This is a genomic window from Homoserinibacter sp. YIM 151385 (assembly GCF_027912415.1).
GTDB lineage: Bacteria > Actinomycetota > Actinomycetes > Actinomycetales > Microbacteriaceae > Schumannella.
Map to the genome: position 1 here is coordinate 1,207,355 of NZ_CP115175.1, position 24,677 is coordinate 1,232,031.

22 protein-coding genes are annotated in these 24,677 nt (G+C 72.2%); 4 read left to right on the forward strand and 18 right to left on the reverse strand.

Going from position 1 to position 24,677, the window contains the following annotated elements:
* Nucleotides 1-2: 2 nt before the first annotated feature.
* Nucleotides 3-1,139, forward strand: coding sequence for an AI-2E family transporter (locus OF852_RS05920; protein ID WP_271120874.1), 1,137 nt, complete (start codon nucleotides 3-5; stop codon nucleotides 1,137-1,139).
* A 50-nt stretch (nucleotides 1,140-1,189) separates the two neighbouring features.
* Here the strand turns inward: OF852_RS05920 and OF852_RS05925 are convergent, their stop codons facing one another.
* The 6 genes from OF852_RS05925 to OF852_RS05950 all read right to left on the reverse strand — a co-directional run bounded on the left by OF852_RS05925 (nucleotide 1,190) and on the right by OF852_RS05950 (nucleotide 8,054).
* Complete coding sequence (locus OF852_RS05925; protein WP_271120875.1) at nucleotides 1,190-1,588, reverse strand: DUF3054 domain-containing protein; 399 nt, start codon at nucleotides 1,586-1,588, stop codon at nucleotides 1,190-1,192.
* A gap of 68 nt (nucleotides 1,589-1,656) precedes the next feature.
* Entirely contained in the window at nucleotides 1,657-2,217 is a 561-nt protein-coding gene (locus OF852_RS05930) for a GNAT family N-acetyltransferase (RefSeq protein WP_271120876.1), read from the reverse strand.
* 165 nt (nucleotides 2,218-2,382) lie between these two features.
* Nucleotides 2,383-3,150: a YidC/Oxa1 family membrane protein insertase gene (locus OF852_RS05935; protein ID WP_271120877.1), complete on the reverse strand. Its 768-nt coding sequence runs from the start codon at nucleotides 3,148-3,150 to the stop codon at nucleotides 2,383-2,385.
* Nucleotides 3,151-3,290: 140 nt separating this feature from the next.
* On the reverse strand, nucleotides 3,291-3,605 hold the full coding sequence (locus OF852_RS05940) for a hypothetical protein (RefSeq protein ID WP_271120878.1): 315 nt from the start codon (nucleotides 3,603-3,605) through the stop codon (nucleotides 3,291-3,293).
* A 110-nt stretch (nucleotides 3,606-3,715) separates the two neighbouring features.
* Nucleotides 3,716-7,444: a choice-of-anchor I family protein gene (locus OF852_RS05945; protein ID WP_271120879.1), complete on the reverse strand. Its 3,729-nt coding sequence runs from the start codon at nucleotides 7,442-7,444 to the stop codon at nucleotides 3,716-3,718.
* Between the two features lie 154 nt (nucleotides 7,445-7,598).
* Nucleotides 7,599-8,054, reverse strand: a complete 456-nt coding sequence (locus tag OF852_RS05950; RefSeq protein WP_271121125.1) for an SRPBCC family protein — start codon at nucleotides 8,052-8,054, stop codon at nucleotides 7,599-7,601.
* 311 nt (nucleotides 8,055-8,365) lie between these two features.
* On the opposite strand from OF852_RS05950, the gene OF852_RS05955 reads away from it, so the two are divergent.
* Complete coding sequence (locus OF852_RS05955) at nucleotides 8,366-10,759, forward strand: family 43 glycosylhydrolase (RefSeq protein WP_271120880.1); 2,394 nt, start codon at nucleotides 8,366-8,368, stop codon at nucleotides 10,757-10,759.
* Nucleotides 10,760-10,761: 2 nt separating this feature from the next.
* Here OF852_RS05955 and OF852_RS05960 read toward each other — a convergent pair whose 3' ends face one another.
* From OF852_RS05960 to OF852_RS05985, 6 genes are all read right to left on the reverse strand, one after another.
* Nucleotides 10,762-12,456, reverse strand: a complete 1,695-nt coding sequence (locus tag OF852_RS05960; protein WP_271120881.1) for a hypothetical protein — start codon at nucleotides 12,454-12,456, stop codon at nucleotides 10,762-10,764.
* Nucleotides 12,457-12,585: 129 nt separating this feature from the next.
* Nucleotides 12,586-14,100 carry an Asp-tRNA(Asn)/Glu-tRNA(Gln) amidotransferase subunit GatB gene (gatB, locus tag OF852_RS05965; protein WP_271120882.1) on the reverse strand — a complete coding sequence of 505 codons (1,515 nt, stop codon included), beginning with the start codon at nucleotides 14,098-14,100 and terminating at the stop codon, nucleotides 12,586-12,588.
* Between the two features lie 13 nt (nucleotides 14,101-14,113).
* Nucleotides 14,114-14,833: a PKD domain-containing protein gene (locus OF852_RS05970; RefSeq protein ID WP_271120883.1), complete on the reverse strand. Its 720-nt coding sequence runs from the start codon at nucleotides 14,831-14,833 to the stop codon at nucleotides 14,114-14,116.
* On the reverse strand, nucleotides 14,830-15,276 hold the full coding sequence (locus tag OF852_RS05975; RefSeq protein ID WP_271120884.1) for a hypothetical protein: 447 nt from the start codon (nucleotides 15,274-15,276) through the stop codon (nucleotides 14,830-14,832). The genes OF852_RS05970 and OF852_RS05975 overlap by 4 nt, the downstream gene beginning before the upstream one ends.
* A 171-nt stretch (nucleotides 15,277-15,447) precedes the next feature.
* Nucleotides 15,448-16,659: a low temperature requirement protein A gene (locus OF852_RS05980; RefSeq protein ID WP_271120885.1), complete on the reverse strand. Its 1,212-nt coding sequence runs from the start codon at nucleotides 16,657-16,659 to the stop codon at nucleotides 15,448-15,450.
* A gap of 201 nt (nucleotides 16,660-16,860) precedes the next feature.
* Nucleotides 16,861-17,694 (reverse strand): alpha/beta fold hydrolase, encoded by an 834-nt coding sequence (locus tag OF852_RS05985; RefSeq protein WP_271120886.1) that lies wholly within the window; start codon nucleotides 17,692-17,694, stop codon nucleotides 16,861-16,863.
* 96 nt (nucleotides 17,695-17,790) lie between these two features.
* Here OF852_RS05985 and OF852_RS05990 point away from each other — a divergent pair, with 96 nt between their 5' ends.
* Complete coding sequence (locus OF852_RS05990) at nucleotides 17,791-18,363, forward strand: TetR/AcrR family transcriptional regulator (RefSeq protein ID WP_271120887.1); 573 nt, start codon at nucleotides 17,791-17,793, stop codon at nucleotides 18,361-18,363.
* Nucleotides 18,364-18,374: 11 nt separating this feature from the next.
* Here OF852_RS05990 and gatA read toward each other — a convergent pair whose 3' ends face one another.
* The 5 genes from gatA to OF852_RS06015 form a co-directional block, all read right to left on the reverse strand.
* Complete coding sequence (gene gatA / locus OF852_RS05995; protein ID WP_271120888.1) at nucleotides 18,375-19,883, reverse strand: Asp-tRNA(Asn)/Glu-tRNA(Gln) amidotransferase subunit GatA; 1,509 nt, start codon at nucleotides 19,881-19,883, stop codon at nucleotides 18,375-18,377.
* Nucleotides 19,880-20,179 carry an Asp-tRNA(Asn)/Glu-tRNA(Gln) amidotransferase subunit GatC gene (gene gatC, locus OF852_RS06000; protein WP_271120889.1) on the reverse strand — a complete coding sequence of 100 codons (300 nt, stop codon included), beginning with the start codon at nucleotides 20,177-20,179 and terminating at the stop codon, nucleotides 19,880-19,882. Before gatC ends, gatA begins: the two co-directional genes overlap by 4 nt.
* A 65-nt stretch (nucleotides 20,180-20,244) precedes the next feature.
* A complete protein-coding gene (locus tag OF852_RS06005) occupies nucleotides 20,245-20,628 on the reverse strand; it encodes a hypothetical protein (protein ID WP_271120890.1) in 384 nt (127 codons plus the stop codon).
* Complete coding sequence (locus tag OF852_RS06010; protein WP_271120891.1) at nucleotides 20,625-21,722, reverse strand: serine hydrolase domain-containing protein; 1,098 nt, start codon at nucleotides 21,720-21,722, stop codon at nucleotides 20,625-20,627. Before OF852_RS06010 ends, OF852_RS06005 begins: the two co-directional genes overlap by 4 nt.
* 44 nt (nucleotides 21,723-21,766) lie before the next feature.
* Nucleotides 21,767-22,306, reverse strand: a complete 540-nt coding sequence (locus OF852_RS06015; RefSeq protein ID WP_271120892.1) for an ArsR/SmtB family transcription factor — start codon at nucleotides 22,304-22,306, stop codon at nucleotides 21,767-21,769.
* A 105-nt stretch (nucleotides 22,307-22,411) separates the two neighbouring features.
* Between OF852_RS06015 and OF852_RS06020 the strand changes: the two genes are divergently transcribed.
* The gene (locus OF852_RS06020) at nucleotides 22,412-23,293 is read left to right on the forward strand and encodes an META domain-containing protein (protein WP_271120893.1); all 882 of its coding nucleotides are present in this window, start codon (nucleotides 22,412-22,414) and stop codon (nucleotides 23,291-23,293) included.
* Nucleotides 23,294-23,315: 22 nt separating this feature from the next.
* Here OF852_RS06020 and OF852_RS06025 read toward each other — a convergent pair whose 3' ends face one another.
* Nucleotides 23,316-24,668 carry an alpha/beta hydrolase gene (locus OF852_RS06025; protein WP_271120894.1) on the reverse strand — a complete coding sequence of 451 codons (1,353 nt, stop codon included), beginning with the start codon at nucleotides 24,666-24,668 and terminating at the stop codon, nucleotides 23,316-23,318.
* Nucleotides 24,669-24,677: the final 9 nt, after the last annotated feature.

Genomic DNA, 24,677 nt, shown 5'->3' on the forward strand with positions numbered 1-24,677 from the left:
CCATGACGCACGAGCACGACCACGGCACCGGACGCCCGAGCCTCCGGGGGCTCCTCACCGACCGCCTCGGCCGGTGGAGCATCCGCAGCCTCCAGATCATCGCCATCCTGATCCTCGCCTCCGGCGCGGTCTTCGCCCTCGTGCAGCTGCGGCTCGTGGTGATCCCGCTGCTCATCGCGACGATCCTCGCCTGCGCGGCCGCGCCGCTCGTGGGGTGGCTGCGTCGCGGCGTCGGCGCGATGGGAGCCGCCTGGATCACGCTCCTCGGCGGCATCGTCGTGATCGGCGGGCTCGTGACGCTCGTCGTCTTCGCGGTGCGCGGGCAGTGGGGCGATCTGCAGGAGTCCGCGGTGCAGGGCTTCCAGAAGGTGCAGGCATGGGCGCTGTCGCTCGACCTGCCCTTCGACCTCGACCTCGAGTCGATCGACGTCGAGCAGATCCAGGCAGACGCCGTCGGGTTCCTGACCTCGAGCTCCTTCGGCTCGGGCGCGGTCGCCGGGCTGTCGGCGGCGGGCGAGTTCGTGACCGGGCTCGTCCTGACGATCACGATCCTGTTCTTCTTCCTCAAGGACGGCGACCGCATCTGGGCCTTCTTCCTGAGGCCCTTCCGCGGCGCTCGCCGCGCGCGCGGCGAGCGCGTCGGCCGGACCGGCATCCGCGTCCTCGGCGGCTACGTCCGCGGCACCGCGACGATCGCCGCGGTCGACGCGCTCGGCATCGGCATCGGCCTCGCGATCCTCCAGGTGCCGCTCGCGCTGCCCCTCTCGGTCATCGTCTTCGTCGGCGCCTTCGTGCCGATCGTCGGCGCGACCGTCGCCGGCATCCTCGCGGCGGTCGTCGCCCTGGTCGCGAACGGCTGGCTCGCGGCCGTCATCGTCGTCGGCGTGGTCGTGCTCGTGAATCAGCTCGAGGGCAACTTCCTGCAGCCGGTCGTGATGGGCCAGTCGCTCAAGATCCACCCGCTCGTGATCCTCGTCGCCCTCACCGGCGGCACGATCCTCGGCGGCATCACGGGGGCCGTGCTCGCCGTGCCGATCGTCGCCTTCGGCTGGGCGGTCGTGAAGGACTGGGATCGGGATGCGCTCCCGTCGGCGCCGCCGCGCACGCCCCGCTGGCGCGTCGCGCTCGTCCGCCGCTAGGGCCGCGGGGGCGCCGCGCCGTCGTGCGGCTCAGATGCTCGGCCTCGGCGTCAGCCGCCGCGGGTCGCCGTCTCAGCCGGTCGACGGCGCGCGACGAGCGCCGCGACGCCCCGCCACCCGAGCAGGAACGCCCCGAGCACGAGCGCGGTCACGATCGCGAAGCTCGGCTGCACCCCCTGACCGGCCGCGAGCCGCAGCAATAGGCCAATGACGACCGTCGCCGCCCACACGATGAGGCCGATCGGCCCGAGCGCCCGCGGCGAGCGCCACGCCCGCGCGAGCAGCCAGCCGAGGGCGAGCCCGGCGGCGAAGGGCCACAAGGTCCCCAGGAAGCCGAGCACGGCATCCCCCCGCTCGTGGCTCGCCCGCCCGATGAGGACGAAGGCCGCGACGAGCAGCAGGTCGGCGAGGGCCGCGAGCGCGACGGCTCGGGGGCGGGCGGCGGGCATGCCCCGACGCTACGCCACTCGAGCGCCGGGGGCCGAGACGCGGGCGGCGGTGGGCCGTGCGCGGCGGGTCAGCGCGGCCGCGGGTCGGAGCTGAGGACGGACATCAGGATCGCGTCCGCCCACTCGCCCTCCCAGAGCAGCGCATCGCGCATCCGCCCCTCCTCCACGAAGCCGACCTTCTCGTAGGAGCGGCGGGCCCGCCGGTTGAAGGCGTAGACCTCGAGCTCGATGCGGTGCAGGCCGATGCGGTCGAAGCCGTGGTCGACGACGGCGCGGGCCGCCTCCGTTCCGTAGCCGCGGCCGAACGCGGCGGGCCCGGCGAGCGCGATCCGGAAACCCATCTTGCTGTTGTGCGCGTCGAGGTCGTTGAGGACGACCTCGCCGAGGTACTCCTCGGTGTGCGCCTCCACGATCGCCCAGTCGGCGCGGTGCGGCGTGCCGGGGAGGTCGCGGAGCCACGCGCGGATGCGGTCCTCGCTGAAGGTCTCGTGCGTGCCCGTCAGCCGCAGCGTCTCGGGCTCGTGGAGGGCCGTCCACACGTCGTCGAAGTGGGCGGGGCCGAGGGGCTCGAGCCGCATCCTCGCCGTCTCGAGGACGGGCAGGCTCGTGAAGGGGTAGGTCTCATCCATCGCCGACTCCTGATCCGATCCCGCGGCTGGTGCCGCCAACGGTACGCCCGGCGCCGGCGCCGCGTCGAGCGCGCCGCCCCGATGCCGGGCGAGGCGCCGCATCCGCCTCGCTCGGCGGTGCGGCGCCCCGTTCGACGGGTCGGGCGGGTCAGGCGGGCCGGCGGGTCAGGCGGGCCGCGGGCGCGCGCCCGCGGCCGGCGCCTCGGGCGGCAGGAGGCCGAGCGAGCGGCGCAGGAGCGTCCGCTCGACGAGCGTCCAGGTCGTGGAGACCGCGAGGTAGAGCGCCGCCGCGAGCGGGACGGCGGCCGCGATCACGACGGTCATGAACGGCATCCACGACATGATCCGGAGCATGCGGTGGCTCTGCTCGCTCTGCGCGTCGCCCGGCACGAGCGGCTCCGCGAAGCGCAGCGCCTGCCGCCGCGAGAACCAGGCGGTCGTGCCGGCGACGAGCAGCAGCGCCGTGACGATGCCGGCCGACATCCAGTCGCCGTCGCCGACGAGGCTCAGCCAGCTGCGTCCAAGAGGCACGCCGAGCAGCGTCTCGTCGAGGAGCGCGTTCGGGTGCCCGGCGATCTGCGGCATGACGAAGAGCGCGTAGAGCACCGACAGGAACGGCGCCTGCGCGAGGGCGGGCAGGATGCCGGCGAAGGGGCTCGTGCGCTCCTCCTGGTAGAGCTCCAGCGTCTTGCGCTGCAGCACCTCGGGGCGCTTCCGGTAGCGGCGCTGCAGCTCGCGCAGCTTCGGCGCGAGCCGCCGGCGGACGAGCTCGGCGCGCACCTGCATGCGCCCGAGCGGCACGAGGGCGGCCCGCACGGCGAGCGTGACGAGCACGATCGCGAGGGCCGGGGTGACGAGGAGGCCGAGCGCGTGGAGGCCGGTGTAGGCCGCCTCGAGGACGGCCGCGATGGGCGGGAACGAGAAGAGGTCCATGATGTTGTCCTTGCGGTCGCGGGACGCCGGACGCGGCTGGGCGCCGTGGCGCGCGCAGGCCGCTCGCGGCATCCCGAGGAGAGGGGATGCCGTCTGGACCGGTCAGGACCTCGCGCGTCCTCCGCGCGGGCGCCGGCCCCTCAACGCGCGCCGGGGGCCCGGGGGCGCGCGCGGCCGGCGGTGCCGGGGTGCGCGGGACGCGCCTGCTCGTCGAGCGACTCGACGTGCTCGCGGGCGCGGTGACCGAGGCGGATGGCCCGCGGCACGGCGACACGGGTCGCGGCGCGGGCGGCGAGCGCCGCCGCCAGTGCGGCCGCCGTCGCGAGGGCGATGCCGAGGCCGAGTCCCGGGGCGCCGTCGCCGGCCGAGGCGCCGACGGCGCCGGCGAGCAGCAGGGCCGAGAGCAGCATCCCGATCGGCGCGACGAGTCGCGCGATGCGGGGGCGTGGGCTCATGGACGACACCCTACGCCCCCGAGATGACGAGGCGCCGGGAGCGCCAGGCCCTGGTGGGGTCCGGCGCCCCCGGCGCTGGATCGTGCCGGTGGCGCTTCGATGCGGCGGCGCTAGTGCTGCGCGCCGCGGCGGAGGCGGCGAACCGCCAGGAGGATGCCGCCCGCGAGGAGCAGGAGCGCGCCGGCCGCGAGCGGGAGCGCCGCGTCGGCACCCGTCGCCGCGAGGCCGTCGCCAGCCGCCGCCGCGCTGTCGCCGCCGCCCGCGCCCGAGCCGCCGCCGGATCCTCCGCCGGAGCCGTCGCCGGGGACCGCCGCCGCGCGCGCCGACACGACCGACATGTCGATCACGACCGGCGTCTCGCCCGCCGAGCTGATCGTCAGCGAGTGCGAGCCGACCTCGAAGTCCTCCGGGATCGCGATCTCGAACGCGGTCGTGCCCGCGGCGGATGCGGCCGGGATCGCCTCGATGACGATGGGCTCGGAGCGCAGCACGGCCGAGACCTGCTGACCCGGGGTCAGTCCCGAGAGCGCGACCTGGACGGTCTCGCCCTGCACGGGCGAGTCGGTCGACAGCCCGACCTTCACCCACGCGGCGGGGTCGGCGACCTTCGCGCGGCCGAGCGGAGCCGGCGAGACCGGCTCGTGCGCGGCGAAGTACCCGAGGGTCGCGTTGAGGTCGGTCTGCCCGGTGTCGGCCACGCGGGTGCCCTGCGTGAAGCCAGCGAAGGCGTCGCCGCCGGCCGCGAGGAACGAGTTCGTCACGACGCGGAAGGTGTCGCCGTCGGCGATCGGCTCGCCCCGGTACGCCATCGAGGTCACGTGCGCGCCGCGGGGCGCGTCGACGACGTACTCGTAGGTGAAGCCGGCCGAGACGCCCAGGTGCAGCTTCGGACGCGAGGCGCCCGCGGGCTGCCACTGCTCCTCGAGCACCTGCTTGAGCTGCGCCCCCGTGAGGTCGAGCGTGACGAGCGTGTTCCCGAAGGGCTGCACGAGCGCCACCTGCTTGTAGGTGACCGCGCCGCCGCGACCCGCGATGAGGTCGTCGCGGAGGCCGCCCGGGTTCATGAGCGCGATCTGCGCCTTCTCGCCGCCGAAGTCGTCGTTCGAGGTCGCCCAGAGCTGGATGTCCGCGACGAGGTTGCCGAGTCGCGACTCGACGCCGCGGTCGGCGCCGGCCGGAGTGCCGCCGCGGACGATGTCGCCCGTGATGGTCCCGATCGTGCGGCCGCCGACGACCTCGGCCTGCGCCGCCGCCGTGTCGACGATCTTCGCGACGCCTGCGTCAGCCGGGTAGCCCTGGCCGGCGAGGGCGAGGATGCGCTGCTCGGTCGAGACGAGTCGCTTGGTCGCGCGGTCGACGCGGAGCTCGAGCTGGTCGAGCGACTCGCCGTACTGCGCCGCCTGGAGCACCGGGCGCGGGACGTCCGAGCCCCGCACCGGGATGGCGCAGGCGTAGGTGCTGTGCGTGTGACCCGAGAGGATCGCGTCGACATCCGCGGAGGTGTCGCGCACGAGGTCGCCGAAGTCCGTGTCCTCGGCGGCGATCGCCGCACAGTCCTTCGAGGCGGAGCCCTCGTGGGCGAGCAGCACGACCACGTCGGCCTCGCCGTTCGCGGGATTCCCGTCTCGGAGCTGGGCCGCGACGCGATTCGCCGCCTCGACCTGATCGCCGAAGGTGAGGCCTGTGATGCCGGCCGGCGACACCGCATCCTTCGTCTGCTCGGTCACGGTGCCGATGACGCCGACGCGGATGCCGTCGATCTCCTTCACCCAGTACTCGTCGAGCACGGGCTCGCCGTCCCTCCCGTAGACGTTGGCGCCGAGCGCGAAGCGCGTGTCGCCGTAACGCGGGATGACGCGGTCGCGGAGGTCGGCGTAGCCCTGGTCGAACTCGTGGTTGCCGACCGCCGAGGCGTCGAGCCCCGCCGCCTTCAGCGCGTCGATCGTCGGGTTGTCGTCCTGCGAGAGCGAGGTGAAGGTGGACGCGCCGATGTTGTCGCCGACGCTCACGAACAGCGAGTTCGGGTTCTCCGAGCGGAGCTGCTTCACGGCACCCGCGAGCACCGCGGCGCCGGCCGACTTGTCGGCGGCCTCGAGGCGGCCGTGGAAGTCGTTGATGCCGAGGAGCTGGATGGTCGTCTCCTTCGTCCGGATGTCGAAGATCGTCGTCGTGCCCGAGACCTCGTTGCCGACGACGAGCATCGGGGCGCCGGTCGGCGAGTCGGGTGCGGAGACGAAGGCGAGGCCCTCCGGCCCGAGGTCGCCGGCGCCCTTCAGCGCGGCCGCCTCATCCGCGGATCCCTCGACCGAGACCGAGAAGTCGCGGTTGTTGAGGTAGGTCACGAACTCGGTGTCCGCAGGGGTCGTGATGTCGTAGACCATGACGCCGCCGACGCGCTCGAGGCCGATGAACGCGTAGGTGCGGCCGTCGATCCGGCCGATCGCCATGTTCTCCGGCTCCGGGCCCTTGTCGTCGCTGCGGCCCTCGAGGTTCGACTCGCTGTGGTTCGAGTTGAAGAACTCCGGCGCCGCCTCGTGGGTGATGCGCTCGAAGTCCTCGCCCGAGTCGAAGACCTGCTCGCCGCCGGTGGTCCAGATCGAGAAGGAGCGGCCGCCGAAGGCGTAGAGCTCCTCATAGCAGTTCTCGCCGTCGCGGAGGCCGTTCTCCGTCGTGACGTTGAGTCGACCGAGCAGCGCGTCTCCGCGCTGGGCGTACAGCGGGCTGTCGGCGCAGACCGGCGCGACGCCGCTCTTGCCGAGGTCCTTCACGCGCGAGACCTCGTTGTACTCGCCCCACTCGCGAGCGTCGCCCTCGTTCGCCGTGACGAGGAAGGTCTGCCCGCCCGAGGTGTAGGAGTTGAGGCCGTCGGGCATGTACATGCCCTTGAGTCCCGGGTAGCTGCGGATGTTGAACGCCGGGGCGCCGTTGGGGTCGCGGTCCGAGGCGTCGATGCCGTTGCCCGGGAGGCCGTGGTCCTTGACGCCGAGCGGCCAGATCTCCTGGACCTCGGCGGTGGCGAGGTCGATGACGGCGACCGCGTTCGCCTCCTGCAGCGCCGCGTACGCCGTGTCGCCGTCGATCGCGATGTACTCGGGCTCGAGATTGCGCGAGACGGGCTTGTCGGCACCGTGCGGGGTCGGGCCGAAGACGCGGACCTCCTCGGGGAGCGTCTTCGGGCCGCCGGCCTCGAAGTCGTGGAAGTCGGCGATGCGGACCGCGCTCTGCGCGGGCGCGGTGACCGTGCCGCTCGCCGGCAGCGTCACGACGCCGATCGAGCCCTCCGGGTCGGAGGAGAAGTCGTCGGCCGGCTCGCCCTCGTTCGCGACGACCGCGTACCGGCCGTCCTTCGAGATGGTCACCATGTCGGGCAGGGCGCCGACCGTGACGGAGCCGAGCTGCTCGAGCTGCGCGTCGTTCGCGTCGAAGAACATGAGCCGGCCGTCGCCGACCTTGTCCGCCGCCTCGAGGGCGACGACACCGAGGCCGTCGGCGCGGATCGCGAGCGAGTTCGCGACCATGCCCGCGGGGCCGGCGAGCGCATCCACGAGGACGGGCTTCGTCGGGTCGCTCGCATCGAGGACGTCGATCTCACCGGCCTCGGCGTTGACGGTGAAGATGCGCTGCGTCTTGGCGTGGAAGGCGACGATCTCGGCAGCCGACTTGTCGAACACGCCCGTCTCGAAGGTGCCGATCGGGTTCAGGCTGAGCTGGGCACCGGGGGCCGAGACGGTCGTCGGCTGGTCCACGATGTTCGCGGCGGCCGGGGCGGCTGCGAGCAGGCCGCCGCCGGTCGCGAGCGCGACCGCGGCAGCTCCGGCGAGGAGCCGGGATGCGGGCATGAGTCCTCCAGGAAAAGGGCGGGTGGGGTGCCCTCAATCTGTACGGACCCTGCGTGGCTCGAAGGTAAACGACAAGTGTCGCGAGCATGGCGACGCCCCGGATGCGCGCGTGTCGCGGCATCCGGGGCGTCGGGGTGTCGGCGCGGCGTGCGGGCTACGCCTGCACGTCGCCGCGCCAGGCGCCGTCGGGGCTGCCCTTGGACTCGATGTACTCCTTGAAGTGGCCCATGTCGTCCTTGATGGCATGGGTCGCGACGCCGGTCGCCGAGGCGAGCTTCTCGAGGAGACCCTTCGCCTCCCAGTCGAGCTGCAGCGTCACCCGGGTCTTCGCCTCGTCGAGCTTGTGGAAGGTGACGACGCCCGCGTGGACCTCCTCGCCTCCCGTGCTCGTCCAGGCGACGCGCTCATCGGGGTGCTGCTCCGTGATCTCGGCCTCGAACTCGCGGATCTGGCCGCCGATGTTGATCTTCCAGGCGGTGAGCGTCGGGGTGGTCTGGGTGATCGACTCGACGTGCTCGAGGAAGCGCGGGAACTCCTCGAACTGCGTCCACTGGTCGTAGGCGGCGCGGACGGGGACGTCGACGTCGATGGTCTCGATGATCTGCGGCATGGGGTCCTCCCGGTCGATGTTCATGGGGTGGGAGAAGCGACGTTACGCAGGTGCCGGGGCCGCGCGGCGGCTGCCCACCTCGCGCCCAGGGGACGCACGCCCGGCGGTCGGGTTCGGGGGCGGGTCGGCTGGATGCCTGCGGAGTGCTGGCGGGTTGACGGCGCGACCTCAGGAGGTCGCGGACGCGGAAACGTGCACGACGGCCCGGGCGCGGGGGCTGTCCTGATTTCGCGCCGCTCTTGCCTCGCGGGCCGGGTCCGGGTTACGGTCGAGGCATTCGCTACAACGTTGTAACGACTCGAGGAGACCCCATGTCGACCAGAGGACTCATCGCCGCGGGAGCCGCGGCCCTGCTCGCGGTGACGCTCGCGCCGCTCCCGGCCGCCGCCTCCCCCGCCGCGACGGCCGCCGCACCATCCGCCGCGCCACCCGCCGCCCCGGCGGAGTCCGGCACCTACGAGAACCCGATCACCGACGGCTTCTCCGACACCTACGCCGACCCGGTGATCATCCGCGGGCGCGACGGCTGGTGGTACCTCTACGCGACGAGCGACCCGCTCGTGGAGGGCGGCGAGTTCGGGATCATGCACCAGGCCCGCAGCCGGGACATGGTCGAGTGGGAGTACCTCGGCACCGTCTTCGACGAGGATGACGTCCCGGCCTGGGCGGCCGAGGGCTCCCTCTTCTGGGCGCCGGACGTGCGCCGAATCGGCGAGGAGTACGTCATGTACTTCACCGTCACCGACACCGCGGCGAACGAGGGGCAGGACTTCGCGATCGGCATGGCGAGCGCCCCCACGGCGGCGGGGCCATGGACGCCCACCGATGCGCCCGTGGTCGAGCCGAGCCGGGTGCCCGGCACGGGAGGCGACGGCACCTGGGCGAACACGATCGATCCGGCGCTGCTCGCGACCGAGGACGGGCGGCTGTTCCTCTACTACGGCGGCTTCAACGGCGGCGTCTCGGTCGTCGAGCTCGATGAGACCGGCCGCGAGGCGGTCGGCGAGCCGACGCTCGTCGGCTCGATGGACCGCTACGAGGGCGCCTACGTGACCGAGCGCGACGGCTACTACTACCTCCAGCTGTCGTCTGCCGCGTGCTGCAACGGCCCGACCGCCGGCTACAGCGTCTTCGTCGGGCGCTCGACCGACCCGCGCGGGCCCTTCGTCGACCGCGAGGGCGTGCGGTTGGATGTCTCTCGCGCCGGCGGCACGCAGGTGCTGCAGCAGAACGGCAACGAGTGGGTCGGGATCGGCCACCACGCGGTCGTCACCGACCTCGCCGGGCAGGACTGGATCGTGTACCACGGCATCGACACCGCCGACCCGTGGCTGAACGAGCCGGGCGGCATCAACCGCCGCCCCACGCTCATCGACCGCCTCGACTGGGTGGACGGCTGGCCGGTCGTCAACGCGGGTGCCGGCCCGAGCAGCGGCGAGACGGCCGCGCCGGTGACCGCGGGCTCGCTCGGGATCTCGGCGGACTCCCCCGCATCCGATCGCGGCATCCGCGCCCTCTCGGGCTCGTGGACGGTCGGCGAGGATGCGACGGCGGATGCCGGCGAGACCGGCGTGCTCGCGCCGGGGCGGCTCGGCGTCGCGGCGGCGGTGTCACGCGGGAAGGTCCGGGGGGACGCGCGGGTCGAGGCGGATGTGCGCCTCGGCCCGGGTGCCCGGCTCGGCTGCGCGGGGCTCGGCACCGGCATCACGTCGGGCGTGACCGCGTGCCTCGATGCGAAGCGTCACGAGCTGGTGCTGCGGAGCGGGACGCGGATCGTGGATCGCGCGGAGGTTCCGGCTCGCCTCTCGCTTGAGGAGTGGCTGTCGCTCTCGGTGGAGGTGCGCGACGGCCGCGTCACGGCGGAGGTGTCGGAGTCGCGGCTGGGGAACCCGGCGGCGCAGGTCTCGGGCAAGGCTCGCGGCGGCTCGGGTGCGCTCGTACTCGGCAGCTGGGGTGGTGCGCTCGAGGTCGACAACGTGTCGGTCGCGCCTGCGGCCGCGCTCGTCTCGAAGGTCGTGCCCGACCCGCGGGTCGGGAAGGCGACGTTCACGGAGTCGTTCGATCGTCCGGGCCCCGCATCCGCGCTCGGCCGCGGCTGGGAGCTCGTGAACCCGGACGACTCGGTCGAGGTCACGGACGGCGCCCTCCGATGGCCGCTCGGCGCCGACGACCTGTCGTCGGGCGAGGACGACACGAGCACGCTGCTGCTCCGCGATGCACCCGACGGCGACTGGGCGATGGAGACCTCGTTCACGCTCGACCTCGGCGAGGACACCGTGCGCAACTTCCAGCAGGCGGGCCTCGTCGTGCACGTCGACGACGACGACTTCCTCCGCCTCGGCCAGGTCGCGCTCGGGACCTCGCGGGTCGTCGAGTGGTTCGTCGAGCGGCCGGGCGCACCGGCCGCCGACGGCACGCCGCGCCTCGACCGCGGCAGCTGGATCGGCGGGCCGACCGCCTCGACCATGCACCTGCGCATCCTCAAGACGACCGGTTCGGATGGTCTCCAGAACTACCGGGCCGCGTCGTCGACGGACGGGAAGCACTGGCGCTGGGGCGCGGTGTGGACGCTGCCGGCGGACGCCGAGCCGCGGATCGGGCTGTATGCGGGTGGTGGGGCGGCGCCGGCGGTGACGGCGGACTTCGAGCGGTTCGCGGTGCGGGTCGTGAAGAGTGATGCTCGAGCGGGCGCCTCAGAGGAGTAACCTCACGGTGCGCGACCGTCGATGTCGGACCTCACGAGTCGTGTGGTGATCCCCGCGATCAGAATCGTCGCCACGATCCAACCTGCGAGGCGAACTGCGAGCGTTACCACCTCGGCCAACACCGATACAGGTTGCCACGATGTGAGCCATTCGCTCCCGGGCAGGAGTGCAGCGAATGCAAACGCCACTGGATTGAACAACCCTCGATCCGTAGTAGACCCGAACTGCTCGTTGGAGTCGACCGACCATACGGGCATCCAAAATACTTCACCGTTGTACAGCGCTCCGAACACTATCGAGCTCGCGATGACGAGGCCGATCAGCGTCCAGAGCGCGCGAACCGGATCGTATCCGTAACCACTCACATACTTGGGGATCCAGCCGAGATAGCGGCGAAGTCTGCTAGCGCGGGCCCTGAGCGCGTCCTCGCCGCCGATCGCCAGAACTCTGGCTCCAGCGGGGTCGCCGTGTGCGCGCATTTGAGCAGCCATGTACCGGTAGGGAGAGGTCGAGAAGGAGCCAAAGTTGCTCGCCAGCAGCCGCATGGCGAGGGCTGCAGGGAGAACGTCACCCGCGTCGTTCGTGATTGCGACGTATGTCGCCCGCGTAAGGCATATCTGAGGGAGGTTAGCGAAATCGACAGTGACTGTCCCGAGATCGGCCCTGGCGAAGTGATATTGCGACTTCGGATCAATTACATCCAGGAATGTCGCATCGGCGACCGAAACCGACTCCGCATTGACGTAGGCTGATTCACCGACGTGACCAACTAGGTGCAATTGACCGCCGACTGAGCTGCCAAGCAATCGAACCTCGCCAGCCGCCCTGAGCCCGGGCCCTAGTCGTAGGTCTGTGGCGATTTCCAGGCCGTCGCCGGTTAGCGCCCTCATGCCCGCCCCAGGCTCCGCCCCGATATCTGTGTCGCGGACTTCGATGCGCTCGCACTGCGACGCCGCCAACTCCAGTCCGGCCGCTACGTGAGAGTTCTGGATGGAAATAGCCCCATCGACTTTCGCTCGTTGCCCACGCAATCCATGCGAACAACTGAGGCCGTCGATAAGGACAGAGCCGTTACATCTCAGTCCTGAGATGACCGCTGCGCCGGATACTTGCAATCCGGGACCGAGAAATAACGTCGATTCAACTCGGGCAAGGTCGAACAGCATCCCCACGGGCGTAGTGTTCGACGAGTCCCGAACTGCATGACCCCACCCGAATACACTACGTCGCACCGAAAGCGGTGCCTCTGCGAAAAGGTGTCGTGCCAAGATAGTCGACGCGTAGACGCCATCTAGGGCGATTGGCCCCACTACATGGATGCCATCCATGGCTAGATCCCGCCAGATGTGGCACTCACTGAGATGGACTCGTCCTGCCACCTGAGCGCCGTTCAGCACGAGTTCTGAACCGAAGAAGCAGTCCTCGAACAGGAGGTCCGACGTGAGCACCAGCGCGTCGAGCCTCGCGGTTCCCACAAACTGACAACTTAGGAAGCGCAGGTTCCGCGCTGTGCCCCTTGCAAGATCCAGAGACACCTCCGGACTCACGAACTTGCAGTTCTTGAATGTGACCGCAGCTTGAGAAATCGAGTCAGCGAGATCGACGGCCTCCCGGAAAACTAGGTTCTCGAGCGAGATCCGACGCCAACCGCTGAGAGCGGCTCCAACGGGGCCAGTTTGAGTCACGATCTGGAGCAACACATCCGACCGAACGGGCGCCTGAGCTCGCGATCGCGCTCCGCCCAGCTTTTGAATCTGATCGACCAGTTCGCGTTCGACCGAGGTCAGATCAGCGTGAGACAGATGCCCTCCACCCATGAGTGACCCTTACTGCGTCGCACGCTCCAGCACCAGCTCGCGCACGCGGGCCGCGTCGGCCTGGCCCTTCATGGCCTTCATGACGGCGCCGATGATGGCGCCGGCGGCCTGGACCTTGCCGTCCTTGATCTTCGCGAGGACATCGGGCTGGGAGGCGAGGGCCTCGTCGATCGCGGCGAGGAGCGCGGTGTCGTCGGAGACGACGGCGAGACCGCGGGCGGCGACCACATCGTCCGGGCGGCCCTCGCCGGCGATGACGCCCTCGAGCACCTGACGGGCCAGACGGTCGGTGAGGGTGCCGGACTCGACGAGTGCGATCAGCTCGGAGACGTGCAGCGGGGCGATCAGCGATGCGGGCTCCGCCGAGGTGGCGTTCGCGATGCGGGTGATCTCGCCCGTCCACCACTTGCGGGCCTGGGCGGGCGCGCCGCCGGCGGCGACCGTCTCCTCGACCTCGACGAGGAGGCCGCCGTTGACGACATCCCGGAACTCCGCGTCGGTGAAGCCCCACGCCTCCTTGAGGCGGCGGCGGTGCGCGGAGGGCGCCTCGGGGAGCGCTGCGCGGAGCGTCTCGACGAGCTCGGCGCTCGGCTGCACCGGCAGGAGGTCGGGCTCGGGGAAGTAGCGGTAGTCGTCCGCATCCGACTTGGGGCGACCGGGCGAGGTGGTGCCGGTGTCCTCGTGCCAGTGGCGGGTCTCCTGGGTGATCGTGCCGCCCTGGCTGAGGATGTGCGCCTGGCGCTGGATCTCGTAGCGGACGGCGCGCTCGACGGCGCGGAAGGAGTTCACGTTCTTCGTCTCGGTGCGGGTGCCGAACTTCTCCTGGCCGCGCGGGCGGAGGGAGACGTTCGCGTCGCAGCGGAGGTTGCCGCGGTCCATGCGCGCCTCGGAGATGCCGAGCGAGCGGACGATGTCGCGGATCGTCGAGACGTAGGCCTTGCCGAGCTCGGGGGCGCGGCCCTCGGCGCCGACGATCGGCTTCGTCACGATCTCGACCAGCGGGACGCCGGCGCGGTTGTAGTCGACGAGCGAGTACTCGGCGCCCTGGATGCGACCAGTCGAACCGCCGACGTGCGTGAGCTTGCCGGCGTCCTCCTCCATGTGCGCGCGCTCGATGGGGATGGTGAAGGCGGTGCCGTCTTCGAGTTCCACCTCGACGGAGCCCTCGAAGGCGATCGGCTCGTCGAACTGGCTGATCTGGTAGTTCTTCGCGAGGTCCGGGTAGAAGTAGTTCTTGCGGGCGAAACGCGAGGACTCCGCGATCGAGCAGCCGAGCGCGAGGCCCAGCGAGATCGAGTACTTGACCGCCTGCTCGTTCACGACCGGCAGCGAGCCCGGGAGGCCGAGGTCGACCGGGGTGATCTGCGTGTTCGGCTCGGCGCCGTGCCCGCCGGGCGCCGCCGGGTTCGGGGCGTCGCTGAACATCTTCGTCGCGGTCGAGAGCTCGACGTGCACCTCGAAGCCGAGCACCGGCTCGTACAGCTCGAGGGCCTTGTCGAAGTCCATGAGGGGTGCCTTTGCCACCCGACGAGTCTAGTCAGCAGCCCGGGCCGCGAGGATTCTCCCGGCAGTCGCGGTCGACCAGCACCGTGTCGACGGATGCCACCCGAAGCTGCAACGGCGGCGCGGCCGACCTGACGGTGCCGATCACGGGCACCCAGCCGGCGCCAGCCACGCGGTACTCGGCGGAGTATTCGACGACGAGCCGCACCGTGTAGGTGCCGGATCGCGCGTACTCGTGGCTCGTCGGTGTCTCCGAGAAGTCGGGGCGGTCGAGGGCGTCCCAGGTGGCGCCGCCGGCCCTCGTCGTGCGCTCCGTGCCGTCGCCGTAGCTCCAGTAATACGCCGCCGGCTCGAAGCGGACCTCGGCGGGCTGATCGAGCAGCTCGCCGGTCTCGACGTGGCGGGACGCATCGCCGACGAAGTTCGCGGGCGTGCGCACGATCGCCCAGGTGCGGGGCTCGGATGCGGCCGCCGGGCGGTCGGGTGTGAAGGCGGCGATGTCGCGGGCAGTGACAGGCGCGGTCACGTGATAGTCATCGCGGCAGACGCGCATGGGGTCCGGGTCGTCGTAACAGTTCGGGTCGTTGATGTCGCGCGGAGGCGGAGACGGAGGCGGACCCGACTCGGCTGGATTCCAATCGGCACGTTCAGAATCGCTGATGACCACCGAGTCACCGCCTTCGTTGGTGCTCGCGGATAGCCCGTCATCATTCGGCGCCGAGGCGGCGAGTAGCAGTAGCGCCGCGACCGTCATCGCACGCAAGTGGGCCTCCTGTCGCTGCGGTTTGACTCAACCGGGAGCAGCTCGCCATTGACGAGCCGGAAGGCCACCGCACGCGCAACCATCCGCGGCCCATCGCCCTCCACCACGGACGATCCGTTCACATCGAGCACATCCGTATTCGAGTAGTCCACACACATCAGCAGGCGGATCTCCAAGTCTTTGCCCGCGATGACTGACGTCTCATGCAAGGTCGCGTTCGTGACGGAGGAGTAGCCGGTCGATCTCCAGTCGTTCTCTCGCGCTCGCTGGAAGCCGAGCTTTTCCTGATCGGATAGGGGCTCGCCTGCAACCGCGTCGATGCGCTCAGGGTCCTTCCCGCCGTCATGAAGGATCAAGCTTGAGGTTTCCAGAAACCGCTCATACGACTGGACGGCTGCCTTTAGTGCCTGTTCCTCGGTTTCAATCTCGATCACCGAGACCGTCTCGCTCGGAACTGGGATCGGGTCCGTCGGAGGCGACGGCGTGCACGCCGCCAGGGCGATAACGGAACTCAGTGATGCGAGCGAAAGCGCGACTCGGCGAACGGGCATACCCGAACCGTAGACCGCCCGGTCCTCCTCCCGAGCGATCTCTCCACAGGCCGGTCAGTGATCCCGCGCGCCCTCCCCCACCGGCGCCCGCACCACGAGCACCGCGACGACCGCCACCACGATGAGCGCCGTCACCGCGAAGGGGATCGGCAGCACCGGGTCGAGGAGCACGAGCAGCGCGCCCAGCGGCACGACCACGTTGACGAGCCGGTCCGCGTTCTGGCGGATCGCGATCCACCAGATCCCGAGCATGAACAGCGCGATCGGCACGGTCACGGTGAAGGAGGCGAACGTGGGCGAGAGCTCGCTGTGGTCGGTGATGACGTCGATCTCGACCTCGATGCCCGCCGAGAAGGCACCGGCGGCGGCGAAGACGACGAAGTGCGTGTAGCCGTAGCGGAGCGAGCTGGCGAAGCTCGTGATGGCGCGGTGGTGGGGCGGCCAGAAGTAGACCCACCAGAGTCCCGCGGTGACGACGACGGTGAGCACCGCGATGGAGATGAGCGGCGCCAGCTCCTCCCCGCTGTGGAGGGCCTCGATGATCGCGTTCGCGGAGGCGAGGAGGCTCTCGCCGAGGAGGATCAGCGTGAAGAGCCCGTAGCGCTCGGTGATGTGGTGCGGGTGCCACGTCGTCCTGACGGCTCGCTCCGCGATGAGCGGCACCGACAGCTCGGCGAGCACCAGCACCGCGAAGACCGGCACGAACAGCTCCCCCGGCAGGAGCGGCGTCAGCAGCCAGAGGATCTGCACGGCGGCGATGCCGATCGCGTAGCGCTGCGCGGTGCGGCGCAGCTCGCCGCCGCGGTGCGCCGCCCGCAGCCATTGGGCGACCATCGCGACGCGCATCACGACGTACCCGACGATCATGATGCGGAAGTCGCGCTCCTCGAAAGCGGCCGCGATCCCCGCCGCGAGCACGAGCACCCCGCTCATCTGCACGAAGGTCAGCACCCGGTACAGCCAGTCGTCGACGGCGAAGGAGGTCGCGAACCAGGTGAAGTTCATCCACGCCCACCAGATCGCGAAGAACACCATCGCGAAGCTGAGCACCCCGTCGAGCACGTGCCCCGCGGTGAGCTCGTGGTGGAGGTTCACGGCGGCGATGCTCACCGCCACCACGAACACCAGATCGAAGAACAGTTCGAGCGGGGAGGCGGTGCGGCCCGGCTCCTCCGGATCGCGCGGGCGCATGGTCGCCAGGCGAAGGCGCGGGCCGCGACCAGGCAGGGTGGATGCCGTGGCGGCGTCGGCGGGCTCGGGTGCCATGGGCGGTCCTCCTGGGGGCGGATGCGACGCGGGCGCCGGGGGTCTCGGCGCCGATGAGCGAATCCTGCCAGGCCGGGCGCCTGCGCGTCACGCGCCGTCCGCGCGGTCGGTCGCCGCATCCCGCACCGTTCCGGCAGACGCCGCGGCCCCGGCCGCGCGGAGTCGATCCGCGAGGCCGGGGCCGTGAGCGCGACGGGCGGCTCAGCGCACGAAGGCGAGCAGCGCCTGGTTCACCTCGTCGGCGTGCGTCGCGAGGAGGCCGTGGGGGGCGCCCTCGATCTCGACGTACTCGGCCGACGGCAGCGCCTCCGTGAAGCGGCGCGCGGTCGCGTCGATCGGGAGGATGTTGTCGGCGGTGCCGTGGAGGATCAGCGCCGGCACGTCGATCTTCGGGATGTCGGCGCGGAAGTCGGTGCCCCACGTCGGCACCGCGGCCCAGGCGGCCGTCTGGCCGGACTGCTGCGCGACGCGCTTCGACTCGTCGAGCTGCTCCTGCGAGAGGCGCGAGCCGAGGTTCTCGTCGAGGTTGTAGAAGTCGCCGAAGAAGCCGTCGAACCACGCCTCGCGGTCGGCCTTCACCTGCTCGATCGAGGAGTCGATGAAGTCCTGGTCGATCGCGCCGTCGGGGTTGTCCTCCGACTTCTGGAGGGCGGGCTCGAGCGAGCCGAGGAAGGCGGCCTTGGCGACGCGACCGGAGCCGTAGGTCGAGAGGTAGCGGGCGACCTCGCCCGTGCCCATCGAGAAGCCGACGAGGACGACGTCGTGCAGATCGAGCCCCTCGAGGAGCCCGCTCAGGTCGGCGGCGAAGGTGTCGTAGTCGTAGCCGGACTCGGTCTTCGTCGAGTCGCCGAAGCCGCGCCGGTCGTAGGTGATGACGCGGAATCCCGCGTCGAGCAGCGCCGTCCGCTGCGCCGACCAGGAGTCGCCGTTCAGCGGGTAGCCGTGGATGAGCACGACCGGCTGGCCCTGCCCCTGGTCGTCGTAGGCGAGCTCGACGGGTGCGCCGTCCGACTCGCCGACCGTGATGGACGTCATGATGATCTGCTCCTCCGGGTCGCGGGAGAACGTTCGTTCTCACTCTGCCCGACAGCCTACGAGAACGTCCGTTCTCGATCAACTACACTCGGGGGCATGACAGCAGACGCCAAGGTCGCGATCCTCGAGGCGGCCGACCGCCTCTACAACGCGCGCGGCGTCCAGAGCGTCGGGATGGACGAGCTCCGCACCGCCGCCGGCGTCTCCCTCAAGCGGCTCTACCAGCTGTACCCCTCCAAGGAGGACATCATCGTGGCGGTCCTCGCGGCCCGGCACCGCGCCTGGGTCGAGGGGCTGGATGCCGCCGTCGCCGCCGCCGCGACCCCGCGCGAGCAGCTCCTCGCCGTCTACGACGTCCTCGGGCAGTGGTTCTGCGACCCGGAGTTCCGCGGCTGCGCCTTCATCAACACCTTCGCGGAGCTCGGCGCCGTCTCCCCGCGCCTCGCCGAGATCGCGCGCGAGCACAAGCGCGACTTCCAGGCGACCACCGCCGAGCTGGTCCGCCGGGCCGGGGCACCGGCATCCCTCGCGCCCCAGCTCTCGATCCTCGCGGAGGGCGCGCAGACCACGGCCGCGATCGCGGGCACGCCGGATGCGGCGGCCCAGGCGCGGGATGCGGCGGCCGTGCTCGTGGACGCGGCGCTCGGCGCGGTGCCCGCGGGTCGGTAGCGAGGCGGGCCCTACAGCGCCGGCGCCGTCGCGAGCAGCGAGCCGCCCCACTGCGCCTCGAGCGCCTGCTCGAGGGCCGCGCCCACCGTGTACAGGCGCGCATCCTCGCGGGCGGGCGCCATGAACTGGATGCCGACCGGCAGCCCGTCCTCCGGCGCCAGGCCGATGGGGAGCGAGATGCCCGGGACGCCCGCCAGGTTCGCGGGGATCGTCGTCAGGTCGTTGAGGTACATCGCGAGCGGGTCGTCGAGCTTCGCGCCGAGCTCGAAGGCGGTCGTCGGCGCGGAGGGCGACACCATGACGTCGACGCCCTCGAAGATGCGCGAGAAGTCGCGCTGGATGAGCGTGCGGACCTTCTGCGCCGAGCCGTAGTAGGCGTCGTAGTAGCCCGCCGAGAGCGCGTAGGTGCCGAGGATGATGCGGCGCTTCACCTCGGGGCCGAAGCCGGCCTCGCGGGTCGCGGCCATGACGTCCTCGACCGTCCCGCCGCCCTCGGGCGTCACGCGGAGCCCGAAGCGCACTGAGTCGAACTTGGCGAGGTTCGAGGAGGCCTCCGCGGGGAGGATCAGGTAATACGCGCTGATCGCGTACTCGAAGCTCGGCGCGCTGACCTCGACGAGCTCGGCGCCCTGCGCCTCGAGCACGGCGAGCGCCTCGCGGAAGCGCTCGAGGACGCCCGGCTGGAAGCCCTCGCCGCCCGCGAGCTCGGACACGACGCCGACGCGGACGCCCCTGAGGGCGCCCTCGCGCTGCCCGGCCCGCGCCGCATCCGCGAACGACGGCCAGGTGTCGGTGAGGGACGTCGAGTCGCGCGGGTCGTGCCCGCCGATGACGTCGTGGAGCAGGCCCGCGTCGAGCACCGTGCGCGACACCGGCCCGATCTGGTCGAGGGAGGAGGCGAGCGCGATCGCGCCGTAGCGCGAGACGCCGCCGTAGGTCGGCTTCACGCCGACGGAGCCCGTGACGGCGGCCGGCTGGCGGATGGACCCGCCCGTGTCGGAGCCGAGCGCGAGCGGGGCCTCGAAGGCCGCGACGGCCGCCGCCGAGCCGCCACCGGATCCACCGGGGATGCGACCCAGATCCCAGGGGTTCCGGGTCGGCCCGTAGGCGGAGTGCTCGGTGGAGGAGCCCATCGCGAACTCGTCCATGTTCGTCTTGCCGAGCGGCACGAGGCCCGCCTCGCGGAGCTTCCGGACGGTCGTCGCGTCGTACGGCGGCACCCAGCCCTCGAGGATGCGGGAGCCCGCGGTCGAGGGCATGTCGACCGTGCAGAGCACGTCCTTGATCGCGACCGGGACGCCCGCGAGCGGGCCGAGGTCCTGCCCGGCGGCGCGCTGGACGTCGACGACCTCCGCCTGCTCCATCGCGTTCTCGTTGAGGTGGAGGTAGGCGTGCACCTCGCCGTCGACGGCCGCGATGCGGTCGAGGTGGGCGCGGGTGGCCTCGACGCTCGAGACCTCCTTCGCGGCGAGCGCGGCCGAGAGCTCGGCGGCGCTCAGGCGGGTCAGCTCCTCGCTCACTGCTCCTCCCCCAGGATCGCGGTGACGCGGAAGCGCGAGCCGTCAGAGTCGGGGGCGCCGGCGGTGGCCTGCGCGGGCGTGAGGGTCGCGCCGGGGACATCGGGGCGGGTGACGTTCGCGAGCGGGATGGGGTGGCTGGTCGCCGGGACCTCGGGCGTCGCCACCTCGCTCACCTTCGCGACCGAGTCGACGATGGAGCCGAGCTCGGTCGTGAGGCTCTCGATCTCCTCCTCGCTCAGGCCGATGCGGGCGAGGCCGGCGAGGTGGCGAACCACCTCGGGCGTGATCTCAGACATGGGTCTCCGGGGACTCGGTGCGGGGTACCCTGCCATCCTACTGAGGCGCCCGCGGGGCGCTCGCCTCAGGGCAGGTACAGGATGAGCGCGATCGCGACGAGCACGGCGAGGTTCGCCGCGAGGCCCGCGCGCTCGAGTCCGGGGCGGCCGCCCGGCTTCGTCCACGGCAGCGCCGCCCAGCGGAGGACGGACGCCGCGACGCCGGCGACGACGACCGCCGCGGGCACGAGCCAGGTCCACCAGGGCACGAGCGCGCTCCACGGCGCGAGCTCGCGCGCGAACAGCAGGGCCGCGGCCGCGTCGATCGCGAGGCCGAGGAGGGCGAGCCGGCTGCGGGCGGCGAAGCCGCCCCGCTCGCCGCGGACCCGGACGAGCGCCCCCGCGAGGAAGGTGCCCGCGAAGCCGAGCGCGATGACGAGGAGGATGAGGGGGAACAGCTCGGCGATCATCGGCCCGCCTCCTCGCCCAGCAGGAGCGCGAAGCCGGCGGCATCGACCGAGGCGCTCGTGTTCGAGACGATCGCGACGGCGCGGCCGGCCTCACGATCGAGCGCCAGCATGCTGCGATAGCCGCCGGTGCCGCCGTTGTGCCACGTCACGGCCGTGGTGCCCTCGGCGCCCTCCACCTCGGTCGTGAACCAGGCCCAGCCGACCTCCTGCCCCGGCGCCTCCTCGAAGCGCGGCTCGAGGGCCCCGGCCCACGGCTCGCGTGCCTCGAGCATGGCGCGCGCCCAGCCCTCGAGGTCGGCGGCGCGCATGCGCACGCTGCCGGCGGGCGCATAGCTGCCGAGCGTCCACGGCGCGGCCGGGCGGCCGGTGCCGGTGCGCCCGCGCGGCGCATCGGCCGCGAGGTCCTCGGGGCTCGTCGGCGCGCTCGCGGTGTCGAGCCCCGCCGGGCCGAGCACGCGATCCTCGACGAGCTCCGACCACTCCGCATCCGCCGCGGCGGCGAGCGCCTGCCCGAGCAGCGCCATCCCCATGTTCGAGTAGGCGACCTCCCCGCGGCCGTCGAGGGAGGCGGCGCGCGCGTCCGCCAGGACGGCGTCCGGCGCCTGCGGGTACGGATCGCCCGCCCGCACCGACGCCCAGAGGCCGCGTCCGAGCGAGTCGAGACCGCCGCCCGTGCTCGGGAGTCCCGAGCGGTGCAAGGCGAGCTCCTCGAGCGTCACCTGCGCGATGGGCGCGTCGCCGAGCTCGAGCAGCTCGCCCACGGGCGTCTCGGGCCTCGCCTCGCCGCGCTCGACGGCCTCGGCGAGGAGCGCCGCGGTCAGCGTCTTCGTGATCGAGCCGACCTCGACCTCGGTCGACTCGTCGGCGCCGAACCCGGCGAAGCGGGTCGTCTCGCCGTCGATCTCGACGACGATCAGCTCGTCACGCGCGCCGGGGCTCTCGGCGAGGGCGACCCGGGCGCGCTCGGCGAGGCCGGCATCCCCCGTCACCTCCTCCGAGAGCGCGGGCGGTCGCGGGGCGGCCGCGATCGCGAGCGCCGCGGTGACGGCGCCGATGAGCACGGCGGCGAGGGTCCGGGTCCTGCGGGTGGTCACGATGGTCCTTCCGTCGGGATGGTCGGTTCGAGGGGCGGCGGGGCTCAGGCGGAGGCCGCGAGGATCGCGAGCAGCGGCACGAGGCGCTCGGCCGGGATGCGGGTGCGCCCGCGGGCGGAGGGCACGAGCCAGCCCTGCGCCTGCAGCTGCGAGAGGTGGTGGTAGAGCTGGCCGGTCGAGCCGAGCCCGGCCGCCTCGGTGAGCTCGGCGGTGGTCTCGGCGCCGCCCGCGACGGCCTGGAGGATCGCGAGCCGCACGGGGTGCCCGAGCGCCGCGAGCGCGCCGGCCTGCGCCGTCCAGTCGCGGTCCATGATCGCGTCTGTCGGCACCCCCATCTGCCATTCGACGGGGCCGGCCGCGAGCTCGACGGCGCCGAGGTACATGACGGCGCCGGGCGACGAGATGCGGGACTTGAGCCCCTTGAGCGCCCAGAAGGCGTCGTCGAGCGGGTCGGGGGATGCCGTGTCGTGCGGCGCGGGAGGGGTCGCGGTCGCGGTGGCCGGCCCCTCGGCGGATGCCGCAGTGCCCTCGAGCGCCGCGAGCCGTCGCTCCAGCTCGGCGACGCGCGCCTCGATCTCGTCCATTCACCCAATGTTACGGAATTACGTAATTGTTGCAAGACCCTGCGACCCCACAACGAAGCGCACGACCCGCGCGTCTCATGGAGTGACAGATCAGGGAGAGGACCCATGCCACGCACCGCCGCCACCGCACCCCGCGCACTCGTCGCGCTCGGCCTCGGCGCCGGACTCGCGCTCGCGTTCAGCGCCTGCGCGAGCCCCGCGCGAGGCCCCGGCGACGGCGGCTCCGGATCCCCCGCCGAGCTCGACGGCACGTGGACCCTCGTCTCCGCGAGCGACGCCGACGGCGACTACCTCCCCGACGCGGCACTCGTCCCGGGCCCCGTCACGCTCGAGATCGACGGCGACGAGGCGCGCGGTCAGGCACCGTGCAACGGCTACGCCGGCGAGCTCCGGGTCACGGGCGACCGCATCGACATCGGTCCGCTCACGTCCACCGAGATCGGCTGCGACGGCGGCGAGCTCGAGGTGCGGTACCTCGCGGCCCTCGACGCCGTCGACCGGGTGGAGGCGGATGCGAGCGGCCTCGCGCTCGACGGCGAGGGCATCTCGCTCCGCTACGAGCGCGGCGCCGCGCCGCCGGACGACGGCGCGGGGTCGGGCACTCCGCCGGGTGCCGCCGAGCTCGACGGCACCTCGTGGGCGCTGCGGGCCATCCTCGCGAGCAGCGGCGACGCCACTGACGGCACGAGCTCCTCCACGACCGTCGAGGGCCGGCCCCGCCTGGTGCTCGACGCCGGCGGACGCGCGAGCGGCAGCGCCGGGTGCCGCGAGTTCAGCGGCACCTGGAGCATCGACGACGACGTCCTCGCGATCGCCGACCTCGAGGCCCAGGCCGCCGACTGCCCCGCCGCCTTCGTCACCCAGGAGGAGACCATGCTCGGAGCGCTCCGCCAGGGCGCGGAGGTGACGCTCGGCGACGAGCGCATGACGCTCGCCGCCGAGATGGGCGCCGGCACCCGCATCCAGTTCGCCTTCGCGCGGGAGTGAGCGCACCCGCACCGCCGCGAGCTCAGCCGCGGGTGACGAGCTCTCCCTCGCCGATGCCGATGAGGGCGAAGTTGCGCATCGCCTCGCTGCCCGCGCCGAAGTAGTCGTTGTGGCCGACCGCGCCCTGCAGCTCCTCGCCCGTGATCGGGTCGGTGCCGCCGGCGACGCTCATGACGCGGGCGCCGTAGGCGGCGTCGAGCGGCTGGCTGCCGAAGGCGCCGCTCCACGGGATCGGATCCCAGGGCGCCGCGCCCGCGTAGACCTGCCCGGCGGCCACGTGGAGGTCGGCGGCGGTCGCCGCCGGGCTCCCCGGCGAGCCGACGATCGCGAGCGCATCGACGTGGATGCCGTTCTCCTGCAGCGCGAGCATCGCGGCCGCCGAGCCGTAGGAGTGGGCGACGATCGCGACGCTCGGCTCATCGCCCACGCGGCTCGCGTCGAGCCCGCGGATCGCGGCCGTCACGGCATCCCGCCCGCTCCGCGCCGCCTCCATGTCGGCCACGTTGAGCAGCGTGGGCGTGTCGTAGCCGATCCAGGCGATCGCCGCGACGCGCTCGTCGCCGCGATCGAGGCGGTCGAGCCAGGCGCGCTGCTCGTCGACGAGCTCCTGCGCCGTGTCGGCCCAGTCGACGATCCGCGACTCGACGCCGAAGAACATCCCGGGCACGAGGAAGGTCACGTGATCCGCGGTCGACACGTGCCCGCTCGCGACGACCGCGCGCCCCTCCTCCGAGACGTCGAGCGCGAGGAGCGAGCGCCGCGCCTCCCCGGGCTTCGCGACCAGGGCATCCCGCACCTGCTCGAGCATCGCCCGCGACGTCGTGGCGCGGTCGATGGCGGCCCGGCCCTCCCCGCGCGAGGTCTCGTCCGCGAGCTCGGCGAGCGTGTCGTCGAGCAGCTGCCGGTTCGCGAGATCGCGCATCGCGTAGGGCACGCCCTCGAGGTTGCCGACGAGCTCGGGGGCGGCATCGAGCAGCGCGAGCCGGGAGGCGAGGGGCGTGTCCGTCCACCAGGCGGCCACGCGGGCGGGGGCGGGCGGGGCGGCGAGCAGCTCGGCCGCGAGCTCGGGGTGCGCGGCGAGGGTCTGCTGGAGCCGCCCCTCCGGCAGGACGGCGAGCCGGGAGAGCAGGCTCATGCCGCGCGACTCGAGGAGCACGGTGTCGGTCACGGGGCCGGTGGGCTCGAGCGCGAGACCGCCGGGACCCGAGAGGGATGCCGGATCAGGCCCGAGATAGGGCATCGGATTCAGCGCGGCGGCGGATGCCGAGAGCGGCTGGACGGCGACGATCTCGCTGCGCGCGGGTACGACGGGGACCTCGGCGACGACTCCCAGCGACGCCGAGGTGCTGAGCATGGCTGCGAGCTCGAACAGCATGTCGGGTGA

Bases quoted from the DNA above. Each gene is read 5' to 3' on its own strand.
- OF852_RS05945 (WP_271120879.1), bottom strand. From the start codon at position 7,444: ATGCCCGCATCCCGGCTCCTCGCCGGAGCTGCCGCGGTCGCGCTCGCG.
- OF852_RS05930 (WP_271120876.1), bottom strand. From the start codon at position 2,217: ATGGATGAGACCTACCCCTTCACGAGCCTGCCCGTCCTCGAGACGGCG.
- OF852_RS05955 (WP_271120880.1), top strand. From the start codon at position 8,366: ATGTCGACCAGAGGACTCATCGCCGCGGGAGCCGCGGCCCTGCTCGCG.
- OF852_RS05970 (WP_271120883.1), bottom strand. From the start codon at position 14,833: ATGACGGTCGCGGCGCTACTGCTACTCGCCGCCTCGGCGCCGAATGAT.
- OF852_RS05985 (WP_271120886.1), bottom strand. From the start codon at position 17,694: ATGACGTCCATCACGGTCGGCGAGTCGGACGGCGCACCCGTCGAGCTC.
- OF852_RS05920 (WP_271120874.1), top strand. From the start codon at position 3: ATGACGCACGAGCACGACCACGGCACCGGACGCCCGAGCCTCCGGGGG.
- OF852_RS05950 (WP_271121125.1), bottom strand. From the start codon at position 8,054: ATGCCGCAGATCATCGAGACCATCGACGTCGACGTCCCCGTCCGCGCC.
- OF852_RS05990 (WP_271120887.1), top strand. From the start codon at position 17,791: ATGACAGCAGACGCCAAGGTCGCGATCCTCGAGGCGGCCGACCGCCTC.
- OF852_RS05935 (WP_271120877.1), bottom strand. From the start codon at position 3,150: ATGGACCTCTTCTCGTTCCCGCCCATCGCGGCCGTCCTCGAGGCGGCC.
- OF852_RS06025 (WP_271120894.1), bottom strand. From the start codon at position 24,668: ATGCTGTTCGAGCTCGCAGCCATGCTCAGCACCTCGGCGTCGCTGGGA.
- OF852_RS05925 (WP_271120875.1), bottom strand. From the start codon at position 1,588: ATGCCCGCCGCCCGCCCCCGAGCCGTCGCGCTCGCGGCCCTCGCCGAC.
- OF852_RS05980 (WP_271120885.1), bottom strand. From the start codon at position 16,659: ATGGCACCCGAGCCCGCCGACGCCGCCACGGCATCCACCCTGCCTGGT.
- gatC (WP_271120889.1), bottom strand. From the start codon at position 20,179: ATGTCTGAGATCACGCCCGAGGTGGTTCGCCACCTCGCCGGCCTCGCC.
- OF852_RS06020 (WP_271120893.1), top strand. From the start codon at position 22,412: ATGCCACGCACCGCCGCCACCGCACCCCGCGCACTCGTCGCGCTCGGC.
- OF852_RS05940 (WP_271120878.1), bottom strand. From the start codon at position 3,605: ATGAGCCCACGCCCCCGCATCGCGCGACTCGTCGCGCCGATCGGGATG.
- OF852_RS06005 (WP_271120890.1), bottom strand. From the start codon at position 20,628: ATGATCGCCGAGCTGTTCCCCCTCATCCTCCTCGTCATCGCGCTCGGC.
- OF852_RS06015 (WP_271120892.1), bottom strand. From the start codon at position 22,306: ATGGACGAGATCGAGGCGCGCGTCGCCGAGCTGGAGCGACGGCTCGCG.